The organism is Nitratireductor pacificus pht-3B, assembly GCF_000300335.1.
Taxonomy (GTDB): domain Bacteria; phylum Pseudomonadota; class Alphaproteobacteria; order Rhizobiales; family Rhizobiaceae; genus Nitratireductor; species Nitratireductor pacificus.
Genome location: NZ_AMRM01000020.1, coordinates 46,330 through 63,777 on the forward strand (window position 1 = coordinate 46,330; position 17,448 = coordinate 63,777).

Consider the following 17,448-nt stretch of genomic DNA (forward strand, 5'->3'; position numbering starts at 1 on the left):
ATGCGCACCGCTCGCCATGAGAGGCGGCCGTCTTGCTCCCTATCGAGATGATGTCAAACAGCCGACCGCCAAGCGCATTGAGCCAGAACATGTTGAATGATACGATGAAATCACAAGTTCAAGACATCAATTTTTCTGACCCGGCTCCAATTTTACATAAGTATAAATGGTAGCAACCGAGTTACGAAATTCAGTTTTCCTTAGGCCTTCAAGGAAACTTTGATGTCGACATGGTTACCCGATCTGGACAATCGAAAAGGCGCGAGATACGTCGCATTGGCGGACGAGATTGGCAAGGCGATCCGCGATGGACGGCTGTCCGCCGGCGCTCGGCTGCCCACCCAACGAGAGCTGGCGCGCACCACCGGGCTGAACCTGACCACCGTCAATCGCGGCTATGCGCTCGCAACTCGCCGGGGACTGCTCAGCTCCGAAGTCGGCCGCGGGACCTTTGTACGCACCGTGGGAATTCCGTCGATGATCCATTGGCCCAGGGGCGCCGACTTCTCGGGCATCGATCTGAGTGCCAATCTGCCGAGCGCATCGGGGACAGTTGACGACATTGCCTGGGCGATATCCTCCTTTGGCGCCGACTCCGCCAGCCGATTGCTGGGATATCAGCCCGCCCACGGGCTTGCCGAGCATCGAGCCGCGGCCGCGGACTGGCTTGGCCAGCTGGGCATGGCAGCACCCCCGGAGCAGGTGTTGACCGTATCCGGAGCGATGCATGGAATGTCGCTCAGCCTCATGGCGATCTGCCAACCCGGGGACCGCGTGCTGGTGGAGGAACTGACCTCGCCGGGGATCATAGCACTGTGCAGCGCATTGGGGCTCAACGTCGCCCAGGTGCCCCTTGATGCCGAGGGCGTGACGCCCCGCGGGCTCGAGCGCGCGCTCGACGCCGGTGCCGCCAAAGCCCTGATCGTCGTTCCCAACCTGCAGAACCCGACCCTTTCGATCATGCCGACCGAGCGACGCCTGGCGATCGCCGAGGTGCTGAAACGGCGCCGGGTCCTGGCGGTCGAGAACGATGTTTATGGGCCTCTCGCCTTCGATCGGCCCGCTCCATTGGCAACCCTCGCACCGGGTTTGGTCTGTTACGTGACCAGTCTCTCCAAGTCTGCCGCTCCCGGCATGCGTATCGGTTGGCTGGTGCCGCCGCCGTCGCTCCTGCGCCGCACGATCGACCGCCTTCAGGCAACCAACGGCTATACATCCCCCGTGCTTATGGAGATCGCCGCTTCATGGATCAGGAGCGGCCGCGCAAACGATATGGTCAGGATGCAACGGGAGAAGGCCAGGCAACGACAAGCCCTGGCGATGCGCGTTCTACAAGGTCTTTCCGTTACGACGCAGCCGACGGCATTGCACATATGGCTCGAATTGCCGGAGCCGTGGCGCGCTGAGGAACTCGTTGCCTACGCCGGAGAACGCGATGTCGCAGTGATGCCCTCCGAAGCTTTCACGACCTCGCGACGCCAGCAGCGCGCCGCCATCCGGATCAGCCTGTGCAACGGTTCCATGGCCGATCTGGAGAACGGGCTGAAGAAGCTCCGCGCCATCCTGGACGGGCATCTCTGATCCACCGCAACCGAGGTTCGAAATGCGCAGCGGACAACACTCCCGATTGCCGCGACAATCCAACGCGAGACGCTTCCGCGACCGGGAGACGACTTGCCTCTACAGGCGCGCGGCAGCGCCATGGCGACACATTGTTCGACAATCAATTGCAGATGAATGGTCGGCAAACTTGGAGATTGCTTGGCCGGCTACGACCGACCATTCTTTCCGCCGAGACGTTCATGTCGCCGCACGGACCAACTGCATTCTTGCGTCGCCGTGGGCCGGTCGACCGGAAACCCAGCTACGCTTCACTGCCCTGATGAGATCGGATCGGGAGTTCGTGACATGTGAACCTGACCGCCAGCCGGTTCGCCGTTTCACCGACCCACGGGAGCCGCATGATCATTGCCATCCCGGGCAACCGGACTCTTGTTTCACTGCATTCCAGAAAGCCGCCGGTGACCCGGCACGAGGTCATGATGAGCTTGCCTGAACTCCTTCGCCATACGCGCAAGTCCAGCGGGCTAAGCCAGCTGGAACTCGCTCTGGAGCTCGGCGTTTCGCAGCGGCATGTCAGCTTTCTCGAATGCGGTAAGGCTCTGCCGAGCAGGGATCTCCTGCTCGCCTGGATGGCCAAGGTGGAGGCATCCCTGTCAATCTGCAACGCCGCCCTTCTGCGTGTGGGCTACAGCCGAACCGGTGCGTTCAGGCAGGGGACGGACGACCCGTCCCGCACCAAGACACCCCTGCGGGATTTGCTGACCGCACATCATCCCTTCCCCGGTCTTGTATTCGATGCCGACTGGATCACCGTCGATATCAATCGCGGGGGTCGATGGTTGTGTTCGGTCCTGCTCCCGGAATTCATGGCGACCATCGAAGCCAACAACAAAGGAGTTGATATGATCGCCGCCCTTGCCCATCCGGGCGGCCTTCTCTCCCGCATGCGGAACCCCGAACTGGCAGGTTATTCACTGTTGCGGCAATTGCAGGTCGAACAATGGGTGCACCCATCGCTCAAGCCCCGTGTGGATGCGCTTGCCGAGGCATTGGCAAACAGATTTGGCCCCTTGCCGCCCGACCAGGCGAGCGACAGGATCGAGCCCCACCTCAATCTGGTGTTCGACACGCCCTACGGAGTTTTGTCCTTCCTGACCGTTCAAAGCGTCCACGGCTTGCCGCAGGATATCACCGTTGCGTCGCTGCGAACGGAGCTCTGGGTTCCGACCGACCAGTTCACTCGCGACGTGATGGCTCAGCAGATCAACAGGCTGGTGCCCCGCTCCGGCCTGATGCCGGTTTCGCGTACGGGAACGTAAGGTGCTTGGCGGAGCCGAAGTACCGAGATGGGGAAACGGGAGCACGGGAAATACGCTGGATTCTTTTTCTGTCGCATGTCGTTGTCCCGAAACGGTTTCCACTTTCGGGCGACATGCTTTAGCCGGACATGGAGCCGAGAGCCTTCGCCTTGGCCTGGACCGAGTTCTTCGTGCGGATCGACTTGGCGCGGGAAAGAAGCGCAGTCACCTCCTCGGTGGAAAGCCCGATCGGCGGCGAAGACTTGACCTTTTCCGACTGGCCGAGCAGGCCGTAAGCCAGCACCGCGTTGCGCTTGTGGTGAAGCTGCGCGTCGGGGGAGTTCAGCACCCCCTCGATGCGCGACACAGCCGTCGCGTCACTGCCTTCGAGGGCGGCTGCGAGAGCCATGTTGGTCTGGATGTCGAGGTCGCCAGGCGCCAAGGCCAGGGCGTGCTTCAATGTGCCCTGCGCGGCACCCGTTTCCCCGGCGAAGATCTGCGCCACCGCCAAACGGTTGTAGGCCTTGCTGGTGTTGACGATGGGTGCGGCCCGACTCAGCGCTCGGATACCCGCCGGCAGATCGCCGGTATCGATCATCGCCGAACCCAGCCCCATCATGGCCGGCCCATTGTCGGGCGCTTCGGACAGTGCCGCGTGATAGGCGGCGATCGCTTCGTCAGCGTAGCCGGCACGCATCAAGGCTTCGCCGGCTTTCACAAAGGTCGAAGGCTTGGCGTCCGGCAAGGCGATCGCCCGCCGGTACAGCACGATCGCCGTTTCCTCCTCGCCGCGCGCCTCGATATCGGTGGCCAGCCTGACCAGCCGGTCGGACTGCGTGACCGCCATATCGACCTCCGCCTTCTTCGCGTAGGCATCGGCCTGCATGGTTTCACAGCCGGGAAACACCAGCAGACTTATGACGGGCAAGAAAATAATGCGCAGCCGCATGGCCTGTCTCTCTGAAACTTAGCCTACCGTGCGATTTATGACAGCCATTCCTGACGAGCACAAGTTTGTGAGAAAACATAATGCACCTTGTTGCCCATCTTTTCTATGGATCATAGCGCCATTTCGGAGATCACAGCCCTAGACGTGATGACTGTGATTCTTCCGAGAAGACACAAGACACACCAGGATGAGCGACGAGAAGAAGCTCTCTGCGACGGCATCGTCATCGCAGTTGTCGCGTCAGCTCATCGAGTGCTCGAGATTGTGCCCTCTGATGAATGCAGTCTGCGGGTGAACTGCGAGCTCGGATCCGAAAGTCAGCATCTGTTGCTTCGGTTTGCACCGCCATACGACCATGTGCAGCGCCTGCAGCACGACATCGGTGGCTTGCCGGCTCTGCATCACCCCCACCACCCGGTGGGGATATAGGTCGGTCACGACAACCAGATTGGCAAAGCTTTCCAGGCTGCGGATGTAGGTGATGTCTGGCACGCAGGCAGAGTCTTGTGCGGCCATGTCTAACTCACGATCCAAAGTGTTATCGACCGCCGGATATGGTTTGCCACCATCTCGGCCCGGCCGGCACCTTCTGCCGCCTGAGCCCGACACCCCGGAAGTTCCGGTTCGGGGCGATCCAAAGTCGGGGTGCACGTCAGCCTTGCAGCAGGGCTCAAGGGTTTTTGCACAATCTGGGGGGAGCAGGTCAAATCCAATTAGAAGCCAGTATGGTCCTCGACAGACCTTCCAATCTCGGCACTGAGCCCGACCATTCGCAGCAACACCGATCCTCCAGCGTGCAATACGAAAGCAATTGCGATGGCGTTGATCGGCGTGATGCCGAAGCCCAGGGACCCGCCGAGGAAGCCGCCGGCGAGGACCGAGGCCACGGCCAGCCAGTTGATGCCTGCATGCTGCGCGCCCGGACCGAACTTATAATCACGCTGCTCCAGAACGCGCTTCACGATCCAGTGGTCGGCGATCACCACGCCGGCGATGGGCGGCACATAGCTGCTCAGGAAGTTGAGATAGGGGACGAAGTAGTTCTCCACCCCCGACAAGGCGATCAGTACGCCGACGACGCCCATGGCGATGCAGAGGACCGATTTGGGCAAGCGAACAACGTTGGCCAGCCCGAGCGCTCCTGAATAGAGATTGTTGTCGTTGGTGGTCCATTGCGCGAAGAGCAGGATCAGGAAAGCGAAGAACCCCATGCCGACCGCCGCCATCGCGGCGGGTAGATTTCCTGCGGCGGTGCCGGCCGATGCGGTGATCGCCGCCCCCGCGAGAACCGCGAGGACGCCGCCGAGGAAATAACCGCCGCACGTCGCAAGCGCCCCAACGGAAGCCGTGCGGGCATAGCGCGTCAGGTCGGGAAAGATGACGGCCCCCAGCGCGGCATTGCCGACGACGATGGAGACCCCCTCGAACAGGCTCATGGTCGCTTCCAGCGGAGTAGCCTGCGTGGCCGCCCCCAGGGACACCCACAGGCCCCACGCTGACAGGGCGACGATCAGGGGCACCGCGAACATGCTCAATGCGGAGAGAGCCCGATAGCCGATGAACGCGGTCAGGATCATCAGCGACCCGCCCCACACGACGGCGGGCTGATAGGAGGCGAGCCAGGCGTCCGGGAACATGGTCGCCAGTGTCTGGGCGAAGAAGGCGATCTGCCATCCGAACCAGCCGATCCCCAACGTGAGCGCGAACACGATGCCGAGCAGCGAAGAGCCGACCCGTCCGAACGCCTCGCGCGCGAGCACGGTCGTCGAAACGCCGTAGCGCGCGCCGAGCCAGCCCATGAAGGCGCCGTAGGCGACGAGAATGCCCATGCCGAGAATGGTCGCGTTGACGACCATGGCGAACGGCATCCCCTGCGCCAGCACGCTGCCGGTCCAGAGCGTCGACATGGCGATCACCCAAGCGCCCGTGGTCACACTGACGTTCAGAAACGGCTTCCGTTCGGCTTCAGGGACCGGTCGAATGGCGTAGTCCTGGGTCAGGAACATCGGCGCCGCACTCTCAGTCGGCGCCGGTCTCCTCATCGACCGGCCCTTTCCATCCGCTTCCTTATCGCTTGCATCTGTCATGGTCACCTCCCGTTTGATTTGAATATGCGGCTTTATTCTTGTCCGTGCGCGGGCCGCCGATCACCGCGCAGTTCAGTCGTCCTTTGCTGTTCGACGGTCAGCGTTCTTTCGTCGATGGCGACGCCGTAGACCTCCTCGGCGGCGGCGATCGAGACGTAGCCGTTGGAGACGTCGGCAAGAACCGATGCCGGGGGCCGCTCGTGCGGCGCGCCCCAGCCGCCGCCGCCGCCGCGCAGGAATTCGATCGTGCTGTCGCGGGCGAGCCGGTGGTTGTAGACCACTTCGGTCACGTCCAGGCGAACGCCTTCGGAGGTCAGGGCCAGCGCATTGGGCGGGCCGTCGTTTCCGCCGCAGAATCCGCGCGTCGGATGGCGGACGCCTGCCAGCATCGCATTGGTGATGTTGCTCGCCAGAAAGCGGATGCGCGTCCCCACGCCGGGCGCGCCGCGCCACAGGCCGGCGCCTTCCGTGTCGGTCACATATTCATGGCGCTCGATGCGCATCGGATACTGCATCTCGTTCATCTCGATGGAGGGCAGGATCACTCCGGTCATGAGCGGCGGATAGAGGCCCCACCCGTCCGTTCCGTAGGCCGCGCCGGCGCCGCCCGTATAGCCGTGGAAGTTGAGGCTGATCCACGGCTTGCCGTCCTCGTAGCGGCCGCTCGTATAGGCGAGCGGCAGCTTGTGGCAGTTCACGCCCACGCGTTGCGGCGCGCATTGCGACAGCGCGAGCAGCGCCACCTCCGCGATCTCCGCGCCGCAGATGCAGGTGCAGTTGCCGACCGGCTTCGGCCATCGGGGATTCACCACCGTGCCCTCGGGCGCCACGACGCGAACCGGATTGATGTAACCCTCGTTGATCGGCACATCCTCGTCGATGCACGAGGCGATAGCGACGAAGACGAAGGACAGGGTGTTGGCGAGCGTCGAGTTGACGAAGCCGTCGACCTGCGGCGCCGAGCCGGTGAAATCGAAGGTGATGTCCGACCCGCGCACGCGCGCCGTGCAGCAGATCCTGATATCGTGCGCGCCCTGGTAGTCGTGGTCGATGAAGGTTTCGGCGTGATAGTCGCCATCCGGCCAGGAACCGATCTCGGCCCGCACACGGCGCTCGGTATAGGCGACATTGTGACCGATCGAGGCGCGGACATCGGCGAGCCCGAAACGCTCGATCACCCGCTCGATGCCGCGCGCCGCGGTCAGGCAGGCACCGCGCATCGCGTCGAGGTCCCCCTTCAGCCAGGTTTCCACCCGGTTGTTGGCGAGGATGAGATCGAACACGTCGGTCCTGCGCTCGCCCTTTTCGTAGAGCTTCAGCGGCGGGACCACGACGCCGTCCTGCCAGATGTCGCGCGCGGCGGGGTTGTATCCGCCGGCGACCGGGCCGCCGCTGTCGGCGAAATGCGCCCGAACGACCGGGAAGAAGACGGGCTTCCTGTCGGCGAACACCGGCATGATCACCACGTGATCGGGAATGTGGGTGCCGCCATGGCCGGGATCGGAGGCCAGGATGATGTCGCCCGGATGCAGGTCGTTCTTGAACACGTCCAGCGCCGCCTGCACCGCAGAACAGATGGCGTAGAGATGCAGCGTGCAACCCGGCGCCTGCGCGATCAGCCGCGCCTTGCCCTCGTGCAGGTCGAAGATCCCCGTGGTGAAATCGTGCGCTTCGTTGAAGATCGGCGAGCGCGCGGTGCGCGTCACGGTGGCGCTCATCTCCTCGGCGGCGGTGTCGAAGGCGCCGGCCACCACGCGGGCGCGGATCATCTCATCGGATTGCATGGGACCCTCCAGTTTCGCGTCGCGCATAGGAAAAACTGACCACCGCGCCAGCCTCGAGATCGAGGACGTTGGAACGGTCGCGGACCAGCGGACGGCGCTGGCGAACGGCCGGCCGGTTGTCGTCGCCCGTGGGCGGCAGGATCGCTTCGAACCCCTCGCGGGCCACCTCGACCTCAGCCAGGATGTTGCCTTCTCCGTCGAACTGACGCGCGAGAAGGCGGAACGCGCCCGCGGTTTCGAGCTCTTCCGCCGACGGCAGCATCCGCAGGCCGTCGAGCGGGTCGCTTCCCGCCAGCCCCTCGGCCGGGCGATAGGCCGGCGAAAGCAGGATCGGTTCGCTCTGCGCCGCGGACCCGACCGCCTCGAACACCACCATCGCCGGCGCCGCCGCGGAGAACACGGCGGCATCGCTTCCGGTCGCCTGCGCCAGGGCGGCCGAGACCAGCGGCGAGACGAGCCGCCAGCCCAGGCTGACCGCCGCCGGATAGGCCGGATTGACGCAGCGATCCGCGCTGCAGACGATCTCCACCGCTTCGAGCAGGCCCTCGTTGACGGCGAGTTCCTCGAGTAGCCCGGAGAAGAGCTGCGTCACCACGGCGGCCCGCGTCGCCGACGGCGTCAGGTTGGCGGAGCCTTCGCTGGTGCGCGAGCTTCCACTGAAATCGATCCTGAGCGTCTGCCCGGCGCGTGCGATCGAGACGGCCACCTCGACGGGCGCGAAGCCGTCCTCGCTCAAAGCCGCCCTGCCGGTTCCGCCGGGAGCCGCCATCCTGTCCAGGCTGTGCGCGGCGCGGATGCGCGCATAGGCGATCCCGTGGTCGGCCGCCCGCACCAGGGCCTCCAGCCCGTGCGTCTCGACGATGGCGTCGATCTTGTCAGCCACGCGGCCCGTGCTCGCGAAGGCGGCGGCGAGATCGGCGCGCAGGCAGTCCGGCGCGCGCGTGTTGCGCAGGATGTAGCGCATCACGTCCTTCTGCGGATTACCGCCGCGGTTGAGCTTGACCGGCGTCACGCGCAGGCTTTCCTGCCAGACCTCATGCGCCCCCGGCTGCATCAGGCCCGACACGTCGCCGGCGAGATCGACCGCCGCGAAGCGCACGGCGGCGAAGAAGGCGATGTCGCCGCCCGCCTGCACCGGCCGCACCACCGTGAGGTGGCCGCCCGAAGTGCCTCCGAAATAGGGGTCGCCGACCAGCAGAATGTCGCCGTCGGCGATGTTGAAGGAGAAGTAGTCGACGAGGCGGCGCACCGTGTCGCGCACGGCGGCCAACTGGCTCGGCTCGCCCTGCTCCTGCGCCAGCAGACGCCCCTCGGCGTCGAGCACCGCGCAGGCATACTGCCCTTCCTGCATCACCAGCGGCGAGCGCGCCATGCGCCGGAACGTCTCCGCGCCTTCGCGGCAGATCGCCACCAGCCGGTTCTGCAGGATCTGCGAGGCGAGCGCGGTCATTGGGCGCCTCCCGCCTGGCCGTTCTCGATGATGCAGTTGCCGTAGGCGTCGATGAGCGCTTCCTGCTGGGGGTAGATGATGATCGTGGTGCCCCAGTTCTCGATGGCGGCAGGACCGGTGATGAAATGTCCCGGCCTGAGCTTGTCGCCGTCATAGACCCTCGTGTCCGCCTGGCCGCCCGCGAACCAGATCGGCCGAACGTTCTTGATGGCCTCGTCGGCGTTCTCGCCGCCGAAGCTGGCGCCGCGCGGGCGCACCGTGTCGCGCACGCCCACCACCTCGACCCGCAGCGTCAGAAGCTCGACCGGGTGAGCGACGTCCTTGTGGGCGAAAAGCTGCTCGTGCTGTTCGTGGAAGGCGCGCACGGTGGCCTCGACGTTCAGGGCCGTGACCCGGCGCGTGCGCGTGCGCAGCGGAACCGTCAATTCATGCACCTCGCCTTCGTAGCGCAGGTCGAGGCTGCGCTTGAGTTCGAAATCCCGCGTGACGTTCTGGCCGGCGAGCCGTTCTCGCGCCACCGCTTCAAGATCGTCGAAACGGGCATTGATATCGGCAAGGTCGAGCGTCGCAAGATTGGCGAAGTAGGTGCGCGATTCGCTGACCTTCAGATTCGCGACCGTATCGCCGAGGGCGCAGAAGACCGGGCCTGCGGCCGGCACGAGGACCGAGGCCATGCCCAACAGCTCCGCCTGCCTGCCGGCGTGGAGCGCGCCCGCGCCGCCCACCGCGACGAGCGCGAAGTCGCGCGGGTCGAGGCCGCGCCGTGTGGTGACCAGATGGCTGGCGTCCGCCATGTTGTTGTTGACGATCTCGGAGATGGCTTGCGCCGCCTCGATCACGCCGATGCCGAGCGGATCTGCGACGTGAAGGCGCACCGCCTCCTTCGCGGCCTCGACGTCCAGCTTCATCTCGCCGCCGAGGAAGAAATCCGGGTTGAGATAGCCGAGGATCAGGTTGACGTCGGTGGTCGTCGGACGCGTTCCGCCGCGACCGTAGCAGGCAGGCCCCGGCAGGGAACCCGCGCTTTCCGGCCCGACGCGCAGGGCGCCGCCATCGTCGATCCAGGCGATCGACCCGCCACCCGCGCCGATCGTGTGGATGTCGAGCATGGGAAGGGCGATGCGGTAGCGGGCGAGCCAGCTCTCCGTCGTCATGCCGGGCGTGAGATTGGTGATGATCGAGATGTCGTAGCTGGTGCCGCCCATGTCGACCGTCATCAGGTTCTTGTAGCCCGACAGCTCGCCGATCATGGCCGCCGCCGTGACGCCGCCGGCGGGTCCGGACAGAAGCGTTCCAACCGCGTGGCGCGTCGTCTCCGCCGCCGTCAGCATGCCGCCGTTCGATTGCATGATGAACAGCTCGCCGGCGAAGCCCTTCGAGCGCAGCTTGTCGTCCAGATGCGAGACATAGGATTTGATCGCCGGCCCGACATAGGCGTTCACCACCGTGGTCGACACGCGCTCGTATTCGCGGATCTCCGGCAGCACCTCGTGCGAGAGGCTGATGTAGAGGCCGGGGCTTTCCTCCTCGATGATCTCGCGGGTGCGCCGTTCATGATCGGGGCGAATGAAGCTGAACAGGTAGCAGACCGCGATCGCCTCGACCCCTTCGGCAACGAGGAAGCGGACCGCCTCGCGCACCGCGTCCTCGTTAAGCGGCGTCAGGACCCCGCCATTGCTGTCGACCCGTTCCGGCACGCCGATGCGCAGCCGCCGCGGGCAGATCGGATGGGGCGCCTGAAGACGCGGGTTGAAGGTGCTCTCCTTGTAGGACCGGCGGAATTCCAGTTCGTCGCGAAAGCCCTCCGTGGTGATCAGGCCGACCTTGACGCCGCGATATTCGAGCAGGGCGTTGGTGGCGACGGTGGTGCCGTGGACGATGATCGACACCTCCGGCAGCAGGCTTTCGAGGGTCAGCCCCGCGTGGCCGGCGATCTTGCCGATGCCCGCCAGCACGCCGTCCGACTGATCCTTGGTCGAAGGCGTCTTCGTCGTATGCAGGTCGCCGTCGGGCCCGCTGAGCACGATGTCGGTGAAGGTTCCCCCGACATCGATGCCGAGATTCCATTTCTGGTTCGCAGTCGCCATTTCAGATCGCCAGTTCGAATTCGCAGTTGAGAGTGTTGGTGACCGTGCAGATGCGCTTGGCATCCTTGGCGATCCGCGCCGCCCTGTCGGCGTCGAGCCCGTCGATCATGTAGCGGATGCGCGCCCGTCCCACACGGTTGGGTTTCGCGTCGGCCTTGTCGAGTTCCACATGGGCTTCGATGTGGCGTTCGGCCTCGCCGAGCGCCTGCAGCACCATCTGGCAGCTCTTGACGAAACAGCCCGCGACCGCGGCCGCCAGGAAATCGACCGGCGTCCACGCATCGGTCGCCCCCCCCGCGTCGGGTCCGTTCCCGGCAAGGTCGAGCCGAAGCTCTCCCCCTTGCGAGAGTTGTGCGGTCATCCTCCACTGCATGCGAGCAATCTCCCTTTTTCCTGAGGCCGAGCTTAGGAAAACCGGGACCGCGCCGGGACGCGAAGAGAGATAGGTTTTTCGTTTTATGGGATAGGTTATCGGCTGATCAGGCCGCGTTTGACGGCCTCGACGATCGCCGAGCCCCGGTCCGCGGTTCCGAGCTTCCTGTACAGGTTCTTGAGGTGGAACCGCACCGTGGGGACCGACACCCCCAACCGTCGCGAGATCGTCTTGTTCGGCGCATCCTCCGCCAGGAGAAAGAGGACCCGCTCCTCCTGTCCCGTCAAACCGCTCCCGACGCGGCCGGAGGGTTTCGCTCCCGCCGACATCACCCGCAGGAAGCGGGCCAGCCGCGACGAGTGTCCCAGCCTTGCCCGCGCCGACCTGTTGCCGATCGCCCGTTCGATGACGGCGCGGTTCTCCTCGATCAGCGCGGGCAGGCCACGGCTTTCCTGCAACTCGAAGAACTTGACGAGGGCGTCGCGCCGCCCTTCATCCTCGCCGGTTTCCAGCATCGCCACCGCCATCCACAGCAGGGCCTGCGCCTGCTGGCGCGCCGTGGCCTGGGGCGCCGCGGCGATGTCGGAAAGGGCGGCGGCGGCAGCCGCGTCGCCGGGGTCGGCGTCAAGCGCGCTGCGCGAAGCGGCAAGAGCAAGGTCGATGTCCTCGGTCTGCCCGTGCAGCATGCGACGCGCGGCAGCGATGTCCGGGGCCGGAAGCGAGGCCCGGTCCGCCGCCGCGCGCGCAAGCAATTCATCGGCCTCCTGCCATCTGCGATGCATCTGGAGAACGGCGATTTCCTGAGCGTTGACGATGCGGAGGAACCGGTCGGAGCGCCAGCCCTGCAGGCGCCAGCGATCCAGGAACGACCTTGCCGCCGCGAGGGTGGAATGCGTCGCGAGCGCCAGAGACCCATAGGCGATGATCGGTTCGGCGACAGCCGGCCAGATCTCGCCGAACCGCGCCTCGGGATCGTCCAGAAACGCGAACGCGATCAAGGGTTGCGGATCGCCCCCTTCGTAGGCGGCGATCAGCTCGAAGGCGGACAGGAGGCGGCGGTCGTTCGGCGAGCCGTCGCCCGAGGAGGAAAGACGGGCCGCCGCGCGTTCGAGCTGGCGCGCGCCTTCGCTCACCCTTCCGCGCGCGAGGTCGATCAGAGCAAGGTAGAGATCGGCATAGAAGGCGAGCAGGGTGGCGTTGGCGCGCTCGTAGTGATGGCGGGAACGAAGGGCGGCCTCGACCGCCGTCTCCCAATTGTGCTGGCGGACGAAAACGTCCGCAGCCACGTTGTAGAGCAGGCCGCGCTGGATGTGGCCGTCAAGCGGCAACCGGCCGAGAAGGGCGAACAGATGCGCCATCTCGCGCTGGCCGATCGTCTCCTCCATGTAGATCGCGTAGATGAACCGGAAGCACTGAAAATCGGTCCCGTGGGCATCGAGAGGCACGCGGCTTGTGGAAAGGCGGGCGCCCGACACGCCGAAACGCTCCTGCACGATGAACTCGGCCCGGCCCACATTGCCGGATTTCAGCGCGTTGACGGCCGCCGCCAGGATGAGCGTCTCGTCGCTGTTGCGAATCTCCTCCGGAAACTGCCGCAGGAGCGATGTCGCCGCGTTCAAGCCGTGAACCATGGAGAGGAACGCGCCGCCCTCGCGGCAGAACTGGACGAGCGCCTCGTCCAGCGCGCCTGACCGGATCAGGCCGTTGATGTTCGGCAAGCCCCGCGTTTCCCGCCCGGCCGCCCGCCGCAGCCTGCGCAACGCCGCCTCCACCACCCCCGCCGCGTCGGGATGGCGGAAGCCGATCACGCCTTCGGCCCGGTCGACGGCGACCAGCGAAGGCAGCAGAAGCTCGATGTCGAGGCGCAGTTCCGCGTCGACGCCGTCCAGGGGCTGGACGCCGCCCTTCGCGGCGAGCCGGCTGAGAAACTCGACGAGTTCGGGCCGCAGGACGCCGAGGAGGTCGCCGGCAAGCGCCGCTGCCACATCGGCGTCTTTCACCCGTCGCCCCATTTGAAGCTGGTGAGTTCCAGCGCCCGGTTTTGCAGGATGGCCTCCATCGAGAAGAGGCCGGTCACCGTCGCTAGGTCGAAATCGGTGATCAGCTTCTGATAGAAGGCGTCGTAGCCGACGATCCCCTTCGCGGTCACCTTGATCAGATAGTCCCAGTCGCCGCCGATGCGGAAGAAATCCGTCACCTCGGGCAGGCCGGTCACATGAGCGCGGAACCGGTCCGCCCATTCCTTCGAATGCTGACGGGTGCGGATCATCACGAACACCGTCAGGTCGAGGCCGAGCGCGGAGAGGTCGATCTCGATCCTGGTGCCGCGAATGATCCCGGCCGCACCGAGCCGTTGCAGCCGGCGCCAGCAGGCATTCTGCGACATCCCGACCCGCTCCGCGAGGTCCCGCTGCGATATGCCGCCATCCTTCTGCAGCGTCGTCAGGATTTTCAGATCATTCCGGTCGATCTTCTGCATTGAAATCTATCATATGACCCAATTTCCTCCGAACCTCGCACAAGAATGGTGAGGTTTCAACCAGCCGCCGTTGTTATGCTGGCGCATCGAAACTGGAGACGGCGACATGTCCGGCACATCGGCTGCACACTCGAACGGGCTTCTTGCACGCTTCGGCGAGCATCTGAAGCAGGGCGACGTTCTCGCCGAGCTCGCCGGAGGGCTTGTCGGCAGGGATGCGACCATCGACGGTCCGTTCGGCCGCAAGCCGCTGGTCTATGCGGACTATGTGGCCTCGGGGCGCGCGCTGATGCAGATCGAGCGCTTCATGATCGAGGAGGTTCTGCCCTTCTACGCCAACAGCCACACCGAGGCGTCCTATTGCGGCGGCTTCATGACGCGGCTGCGCCAGGAGGCGCGCGCCGTCATCGCCGCCCATTGCGGAGCGGGACCCGAGCACGCGGTGATCTTCACGGGCTCCGGCGCGACCGCCGGGATCAACCGCCTGTCCGCCCTGTTCGGCGTCGGGCCGGACACGCTGGTCGTCATCGGTCCCTACGAGCATCATTCCAACATCCTGCCGTGGCGCGAATCCGGCGCCGAGGTCGTCGAGATGCCGGAAACCGAGGCCGGAGGCCCCGATCTCGCCCTTCTCGCCGAGGTCCTGGCGACCGCCGGCAAGGACCGGCGGGTCGTCTGCGCCTTCTCGGCGGCGTCCAACGTGACGGGCATCCTGACCGATGTTCCTGCGGTCACCCGCCTCGTCAAAGATGCTGGCGCCCGGATGATATGGGACTATGCCGGCGGCGGCCCCTACCTTCCCATCGCCATGACCCCGAAACCCGGTGCCGAGATCGATGCGATCGTCGTCTCGCCGCACAAGTTCATCGGCGGGCCGGGCGGATCGGGTCTGCTGGTCGTCAGGCGCGACGCCGTCGTCGCGACGCGCCCCACATGGCCGGGCGGCGGCACGGTCCGCTTCGTCTCGCCGGCCGGGCACGACTACAGCGGCAGCCTGGAAGCGCGCGAGGAAGCCGGAACGCCCAACGTGGTCGGCGACATTCGCGCGGCGCTGGCCGTTCTCGTGAAGGAGGCGATCGGCGCGAAGGCCATGCAGGAGCGCAACAGCGAGCTCGTCGCCCGCGCCGTCGCCGCCTGGTCCGGCGTCGACCGGATCGAACTCCTCGGCTCGCTCTCCGCCCAGCGACTGCCCATCTTCGCCTTCCGGGTTCGAGACGGCCACGGCGGCCATGTGCATCAGCAACTGGTGACGCGGATGCTCAGCGATTGCTACGGTATTCAGGCACGCGGCGGATGCGCCTGCGCCGGACCCTATGTCCACCGCCTCCTCGGCATCGGCTCCGATGAATCCGAAACGATGCGGCAGGCCATCCTCGCCGGCGACGAGGTCCTGAAGCCCGGCTTCACGCGCCTGAATTTCAGCGTCCTCCTGCCGGACGAGAAGGTCGACTTCATCCTCGACAGCGTCGTTCGGCTCGCCTCCGAAGCGCCCGCCCTCGTCGGCCGCTACGAGGTGGACCCGGCGCGGGCGGTGTTCTTTCCCACAGCGGCATGACGGCGCCGCCTCCGCAGCCTGCCGCCGAGATGGGGGACGAATCCTTGCAGAGCCCGAACGTCGCCGCATTCCACGATCCCCGCACCGGGTCGCTGCAATACGTCGTCAGCGACCCCGACACGGGCGACTGCGCGATCATCGATCCGGTTCTGGATTTCGACGAGAAGTCGGGCGGCGTCGCGACGACAAGCGCCGACCGCCTTCTCGAGCATGTCCAGAGCCACGGCCTGCGGCTGCAGTGGATCCTCGACACGCATCCGCATGCCGATCATCTCACCGCCGCCGACTATCTGAAACGCTGCACCGGAGCGCCGACCGCGATCGGCGCCAAGATAACCGCTGTCCAGAAGCTCTGGGCCGACATCTACGACCTGCCCAGCCTGGCAACCGACGGCTCGCAGTGGGACCGGCTGTTCGACCACGGGGATGCGTTCGAGATCGGCAGGATGCCGATGCGCGTGCTGTTTTCTCCGGGCCACACCCTCGCCTCCATCACCTATCTCGTCGGCGACGCCGCCTTCATCCACGACACCCTTTTCATGCCCGACAGCGGCACGGCGAGGGCCGATTTCCCCGGCGGCGATCCGGACGCGCTCTGGAACAGCATCCAGGACATTCTCGCCCTGCCGCGCGGAACGCGGCTGTTCACGGGGCATGACTATCGCCCCGGCGGACGGGAAGCCCGGTGGCAGAGCAGCATCGCCGAACAGAGGACCGCCAACATCCACCTGCCGGAGGCGATCTCCCGGGACGACTTCATCTCCTTCAGAAAGGCGCGCGATGCGGGCCTGCCGATGCCGCGGCTCATCCTCCACGCCCTGCAGGTGAACATCAATGCGGGCCGCCTCCCGGAGTTGGAACGGAACGGGCGGCGCTACCTCAGATTCCCGCTCGACGCCTTGTCCGGCGCCGCCTGGAACTGACGCCCCTTGCGAATGCGACCGAAAGCCGCCGAACCATGGATCCAGACCTCGCACAGCATCTCCTCGGGGCGGCGTCCGGCCTGCTGGTGGGCACGAGCCTCGGGCTGTTCGGCGGCGGCGGGTCGATCCTGGCGGTTCCGCTCCTGGTCAGCCTGCTCGGGACGGGCCAGGTTCATCTGGCCATCGGCACGAGCGCCGTGGCCGTCGCCACCAACGCGCTGTCGGGACTGATCAGCCATACGCTGCGCGGCACGGTGAGATGGCGCTGCGCGATCGCCTTCAGCGTCAGCGGCGTGGCCGGGGCACTGGCAGGTGCGGCGATCGGCAAGATGATCGACGGGGACCGTCTTCTCCTGATGTTCGCAGGCCTCATGGCGGTCGCAGGCGCATTCATGCTGCGACGAAGCCACCCGCGCGCGGGAACCGGCGGCGACTGCACCGGGCGCACCCTGCCCGGCGTTCTCGCCTGCGGTGCGGGCTGCGGAGGCCTTGCCGGCTTCTTCGGCATCGGAGGCGGATTCCTGGTCGTTCCCGGCCTGGTCTGGTCGACCGGCATGCCGCTGATCAACGCCATAGGCACGTCGCTCGTGGTGATCTTCGCCTTCGGCGCGACGACCGCCGCCAGCTATGCGGTTTCCGGCCTCGTCGACTGGGCCCTGGCCATTTCGTTCATGCTGGGCGGCGCGGCCGGCTCCTGGCTCGGTTGTCAGGCGGCGCACCACATCGCGCAGCGTCGAGACCTGCTGCAGCACCTATTTGGAGGCATCCTCTTGATCGTCGCCGCCTACCTCGCCTGGAAATCGTTGTCAGCCCTGTCGACCGGCTAAAGAGGCATCCTGCACCACCACGCAAGCATCTACTACTTGCGCAAACAAGACTGGGCAAGCTTGCGATCGGGTC

At 65.7% G+C, this 17,448-nt stretch carries 14 protein-coding genes; 5 read left to right on the forward strand and 9 right to left on the reverse strand.

Features of this window, described 5'->3' with window-relative positions; translation table 11 throughout:
• Positions 1-222 precede the first annotated feature (222 nt).
• Both NA2_RS16675 and NA2_RS16680 read left to right on the forward strand, forming a co-directional pair.
• Entirely contained in the window at positions 223-1,581 is a 1,359-nt protein-coding gene (locus tag NA2_RS16675) for an aminotransferase-like domain-containing protein (protein ID WP_008598209.1), read from the forward strand.
• Positions 1,582-1,961: 380 nt separating this feature from the next.
• Complete coding sequence (locus NA2_RS16680; RefSeq protein WP_051011670.1) at positions 1,962-2,882, forward strand: helix-turn-helix domain-containing protein; 921 nt, start codon at positions 1,962-1,964, stop codon at positions 2,880-2,882.
• Between the two features lie 118 nt (positions 2,883-3,000).
• On the opposite strand, the gene NA2_RS16685 is transcribed toward NA2_RS16680, so the two are convergent.
• From NA2_RS16685 to NA2_RS16725, 9 genes are all read right to left on the reverse strand, one after another.
• Positions 3,001-3,810 (reverse strand): tetratricopeptide repeat protein, encoded by an 810-nt coding sequence (locus tag NA2_RS16685; RefSeq protein WP_008598211.1) that lies wholly within the window; start codon positions 3,808-3,810, stop codon positions 3,001-3,003.
• 240 nt (positions 3,811-4,050) lie between these two features.
• A complete protein-coding gene (locus NA2_RS21300; protein ID WP_008598212.1) occupies positions 4,051-4,326 on the reverse strand; it encodes a hypothetical protein in 276 nt (91 codons plus the stop codon).
• Between the two features lie 197 nt (positions 4,327-4,523).
• Positions 4,524-5,852, reverse strand: a complete 1,329-nt coding sequence (locus NA2_RS16695; RefSeq protein ID WP_420798710.1) for a cytosine permease — start codon at positions 5,850-5,852, stop codon at positions 4,524-4,526.
• Positions 5,853-5,929: 77 nt separating this feature from the next.
• Complete coding sequence (locus NA2_RS16700) at positions 5,930-7,681, reverse strand: hydantoinase B/oxoprolinase family protein (protein ID WP_008598214.1); 1,752 nt, start codon at positions 7,679-7,681, stop codon at positions 5,930-5,932.
• Positions 7,668-9,131: a hydantoinase B/oxoprolinase family protein gene (locus NA2_RS16705; protein ID WP_008598215.1), complete on the reverse strand. Its 1,464-nt coding sequence runs from the start codon at positions 9,129-9,131 to the stop codon at positions 7,668-7,670. Before NA2_RS16705 ends, NA2_RS16700 begins: the two co-directional genes overlap by 14 nt.
• The gene (locus NA2_RS16710) at positions 9,128-11,218 is read right to left on the reverse strand and encodes a hydantoinase/oxoprolinase family protein (protein WP_008598217.1); all 2,091 of its coding nucleotides are present in this window, start codon (positions 11,216-11,218) and stop codon (positions 9,128-9,130) included. The genes NA2_RS16705 and NA2_RS16710 overlap by 4 nt, the downstream gene beginning before the upstream one ends.
• Before the next feature lies 1 nt (position 11,219).
• Positions 11,220-11,579 carry an OsmC family protein gene (locus NA2_RS16715; protein ID WP_051011671.1) on the reverse strand — a complete coding sequence of 120 codons (360 nt, stop codon included), beginning with the start codon at positions 11,577-11,579 and terminating at the stop codon, positions 11,220-11,222.
• Between the two features lie 107 nt (positions 11,580-11,686).
• Positions 11,687-13,591, reverse strand: a complete 1,905-nt coding sequence (locus NA2_RS16720) for a helix-turn-helix transcriptional regulator (RefSeq protein WP_157188277.1) — start codon at positions 13,589-13,591, stop codon at positions 11,687-11,689.
• A complete protein-coding gene (locus tag NA2_RS16725; RefSeq protein ID WP_008598220.1) occupies positions 13,588-14,070 on the reverse strand; it encodes an Lrp/AsnC family transcriptional regulator in 483 nt (160 codons plus the stop codon). The genes NA2_RS16720 and NA2_RS16725 overlap by 4 nt, the downstream gene beginning before the upstream one ends.
• Before the next feature lie 106 nt (positions 14,071-14,176).
• Here NA2_RS16725 and NA2_RS16730 point away from each other — a divergent pair, with 106 nt between their 5' ends.
• From NA2_RS16730 to NA2_RS16740, 3 genes are read left to right on the forward strand one after another with little or no spacing between them, the layout of a single operon-like run.
• Positions 14,177-15,625, forward strand: coding sequence for an aminotransferase class V-fold PLP-dependent enzyme (locus tag NA2_RS16730; RefSeq protein WP_008598221.1), 1,449 nt, complete (start codon positions 14,177-14,179; stop codon positions 15,623-15,625).
• On the forward strand, positions 15,622-16,548 hold the full coding sequence (locus NA2_RS16735; RefSeq protein ID WP_008598222.1) for an MBL fold metallo-hydrolase: 927 nt from the start codon (positions 15,622-15,624) through the stop codon (positions 16,546-16,548). Before NA2_RS16730 ends, NA2_RS16735 begins: the two co-directional genes overlap by 4 nt.
• A gap of 35 nt (positions 16,549-16,583) precedes the next feature.
• Positions 16,584-17,375, forward strand: a complete 792-nt coding sequence (locus tag NA2_RS16740) for a sulfite exporter TauE/SafE family protein (RefSeq protein ID WP_008598223.1) — start codon at positions 16,584-16,586, stop codon at positions 17,373-17,375.
• The last annotated feature ends 73 nt before the right edge of the window (positions 17,376-17,448 follow it).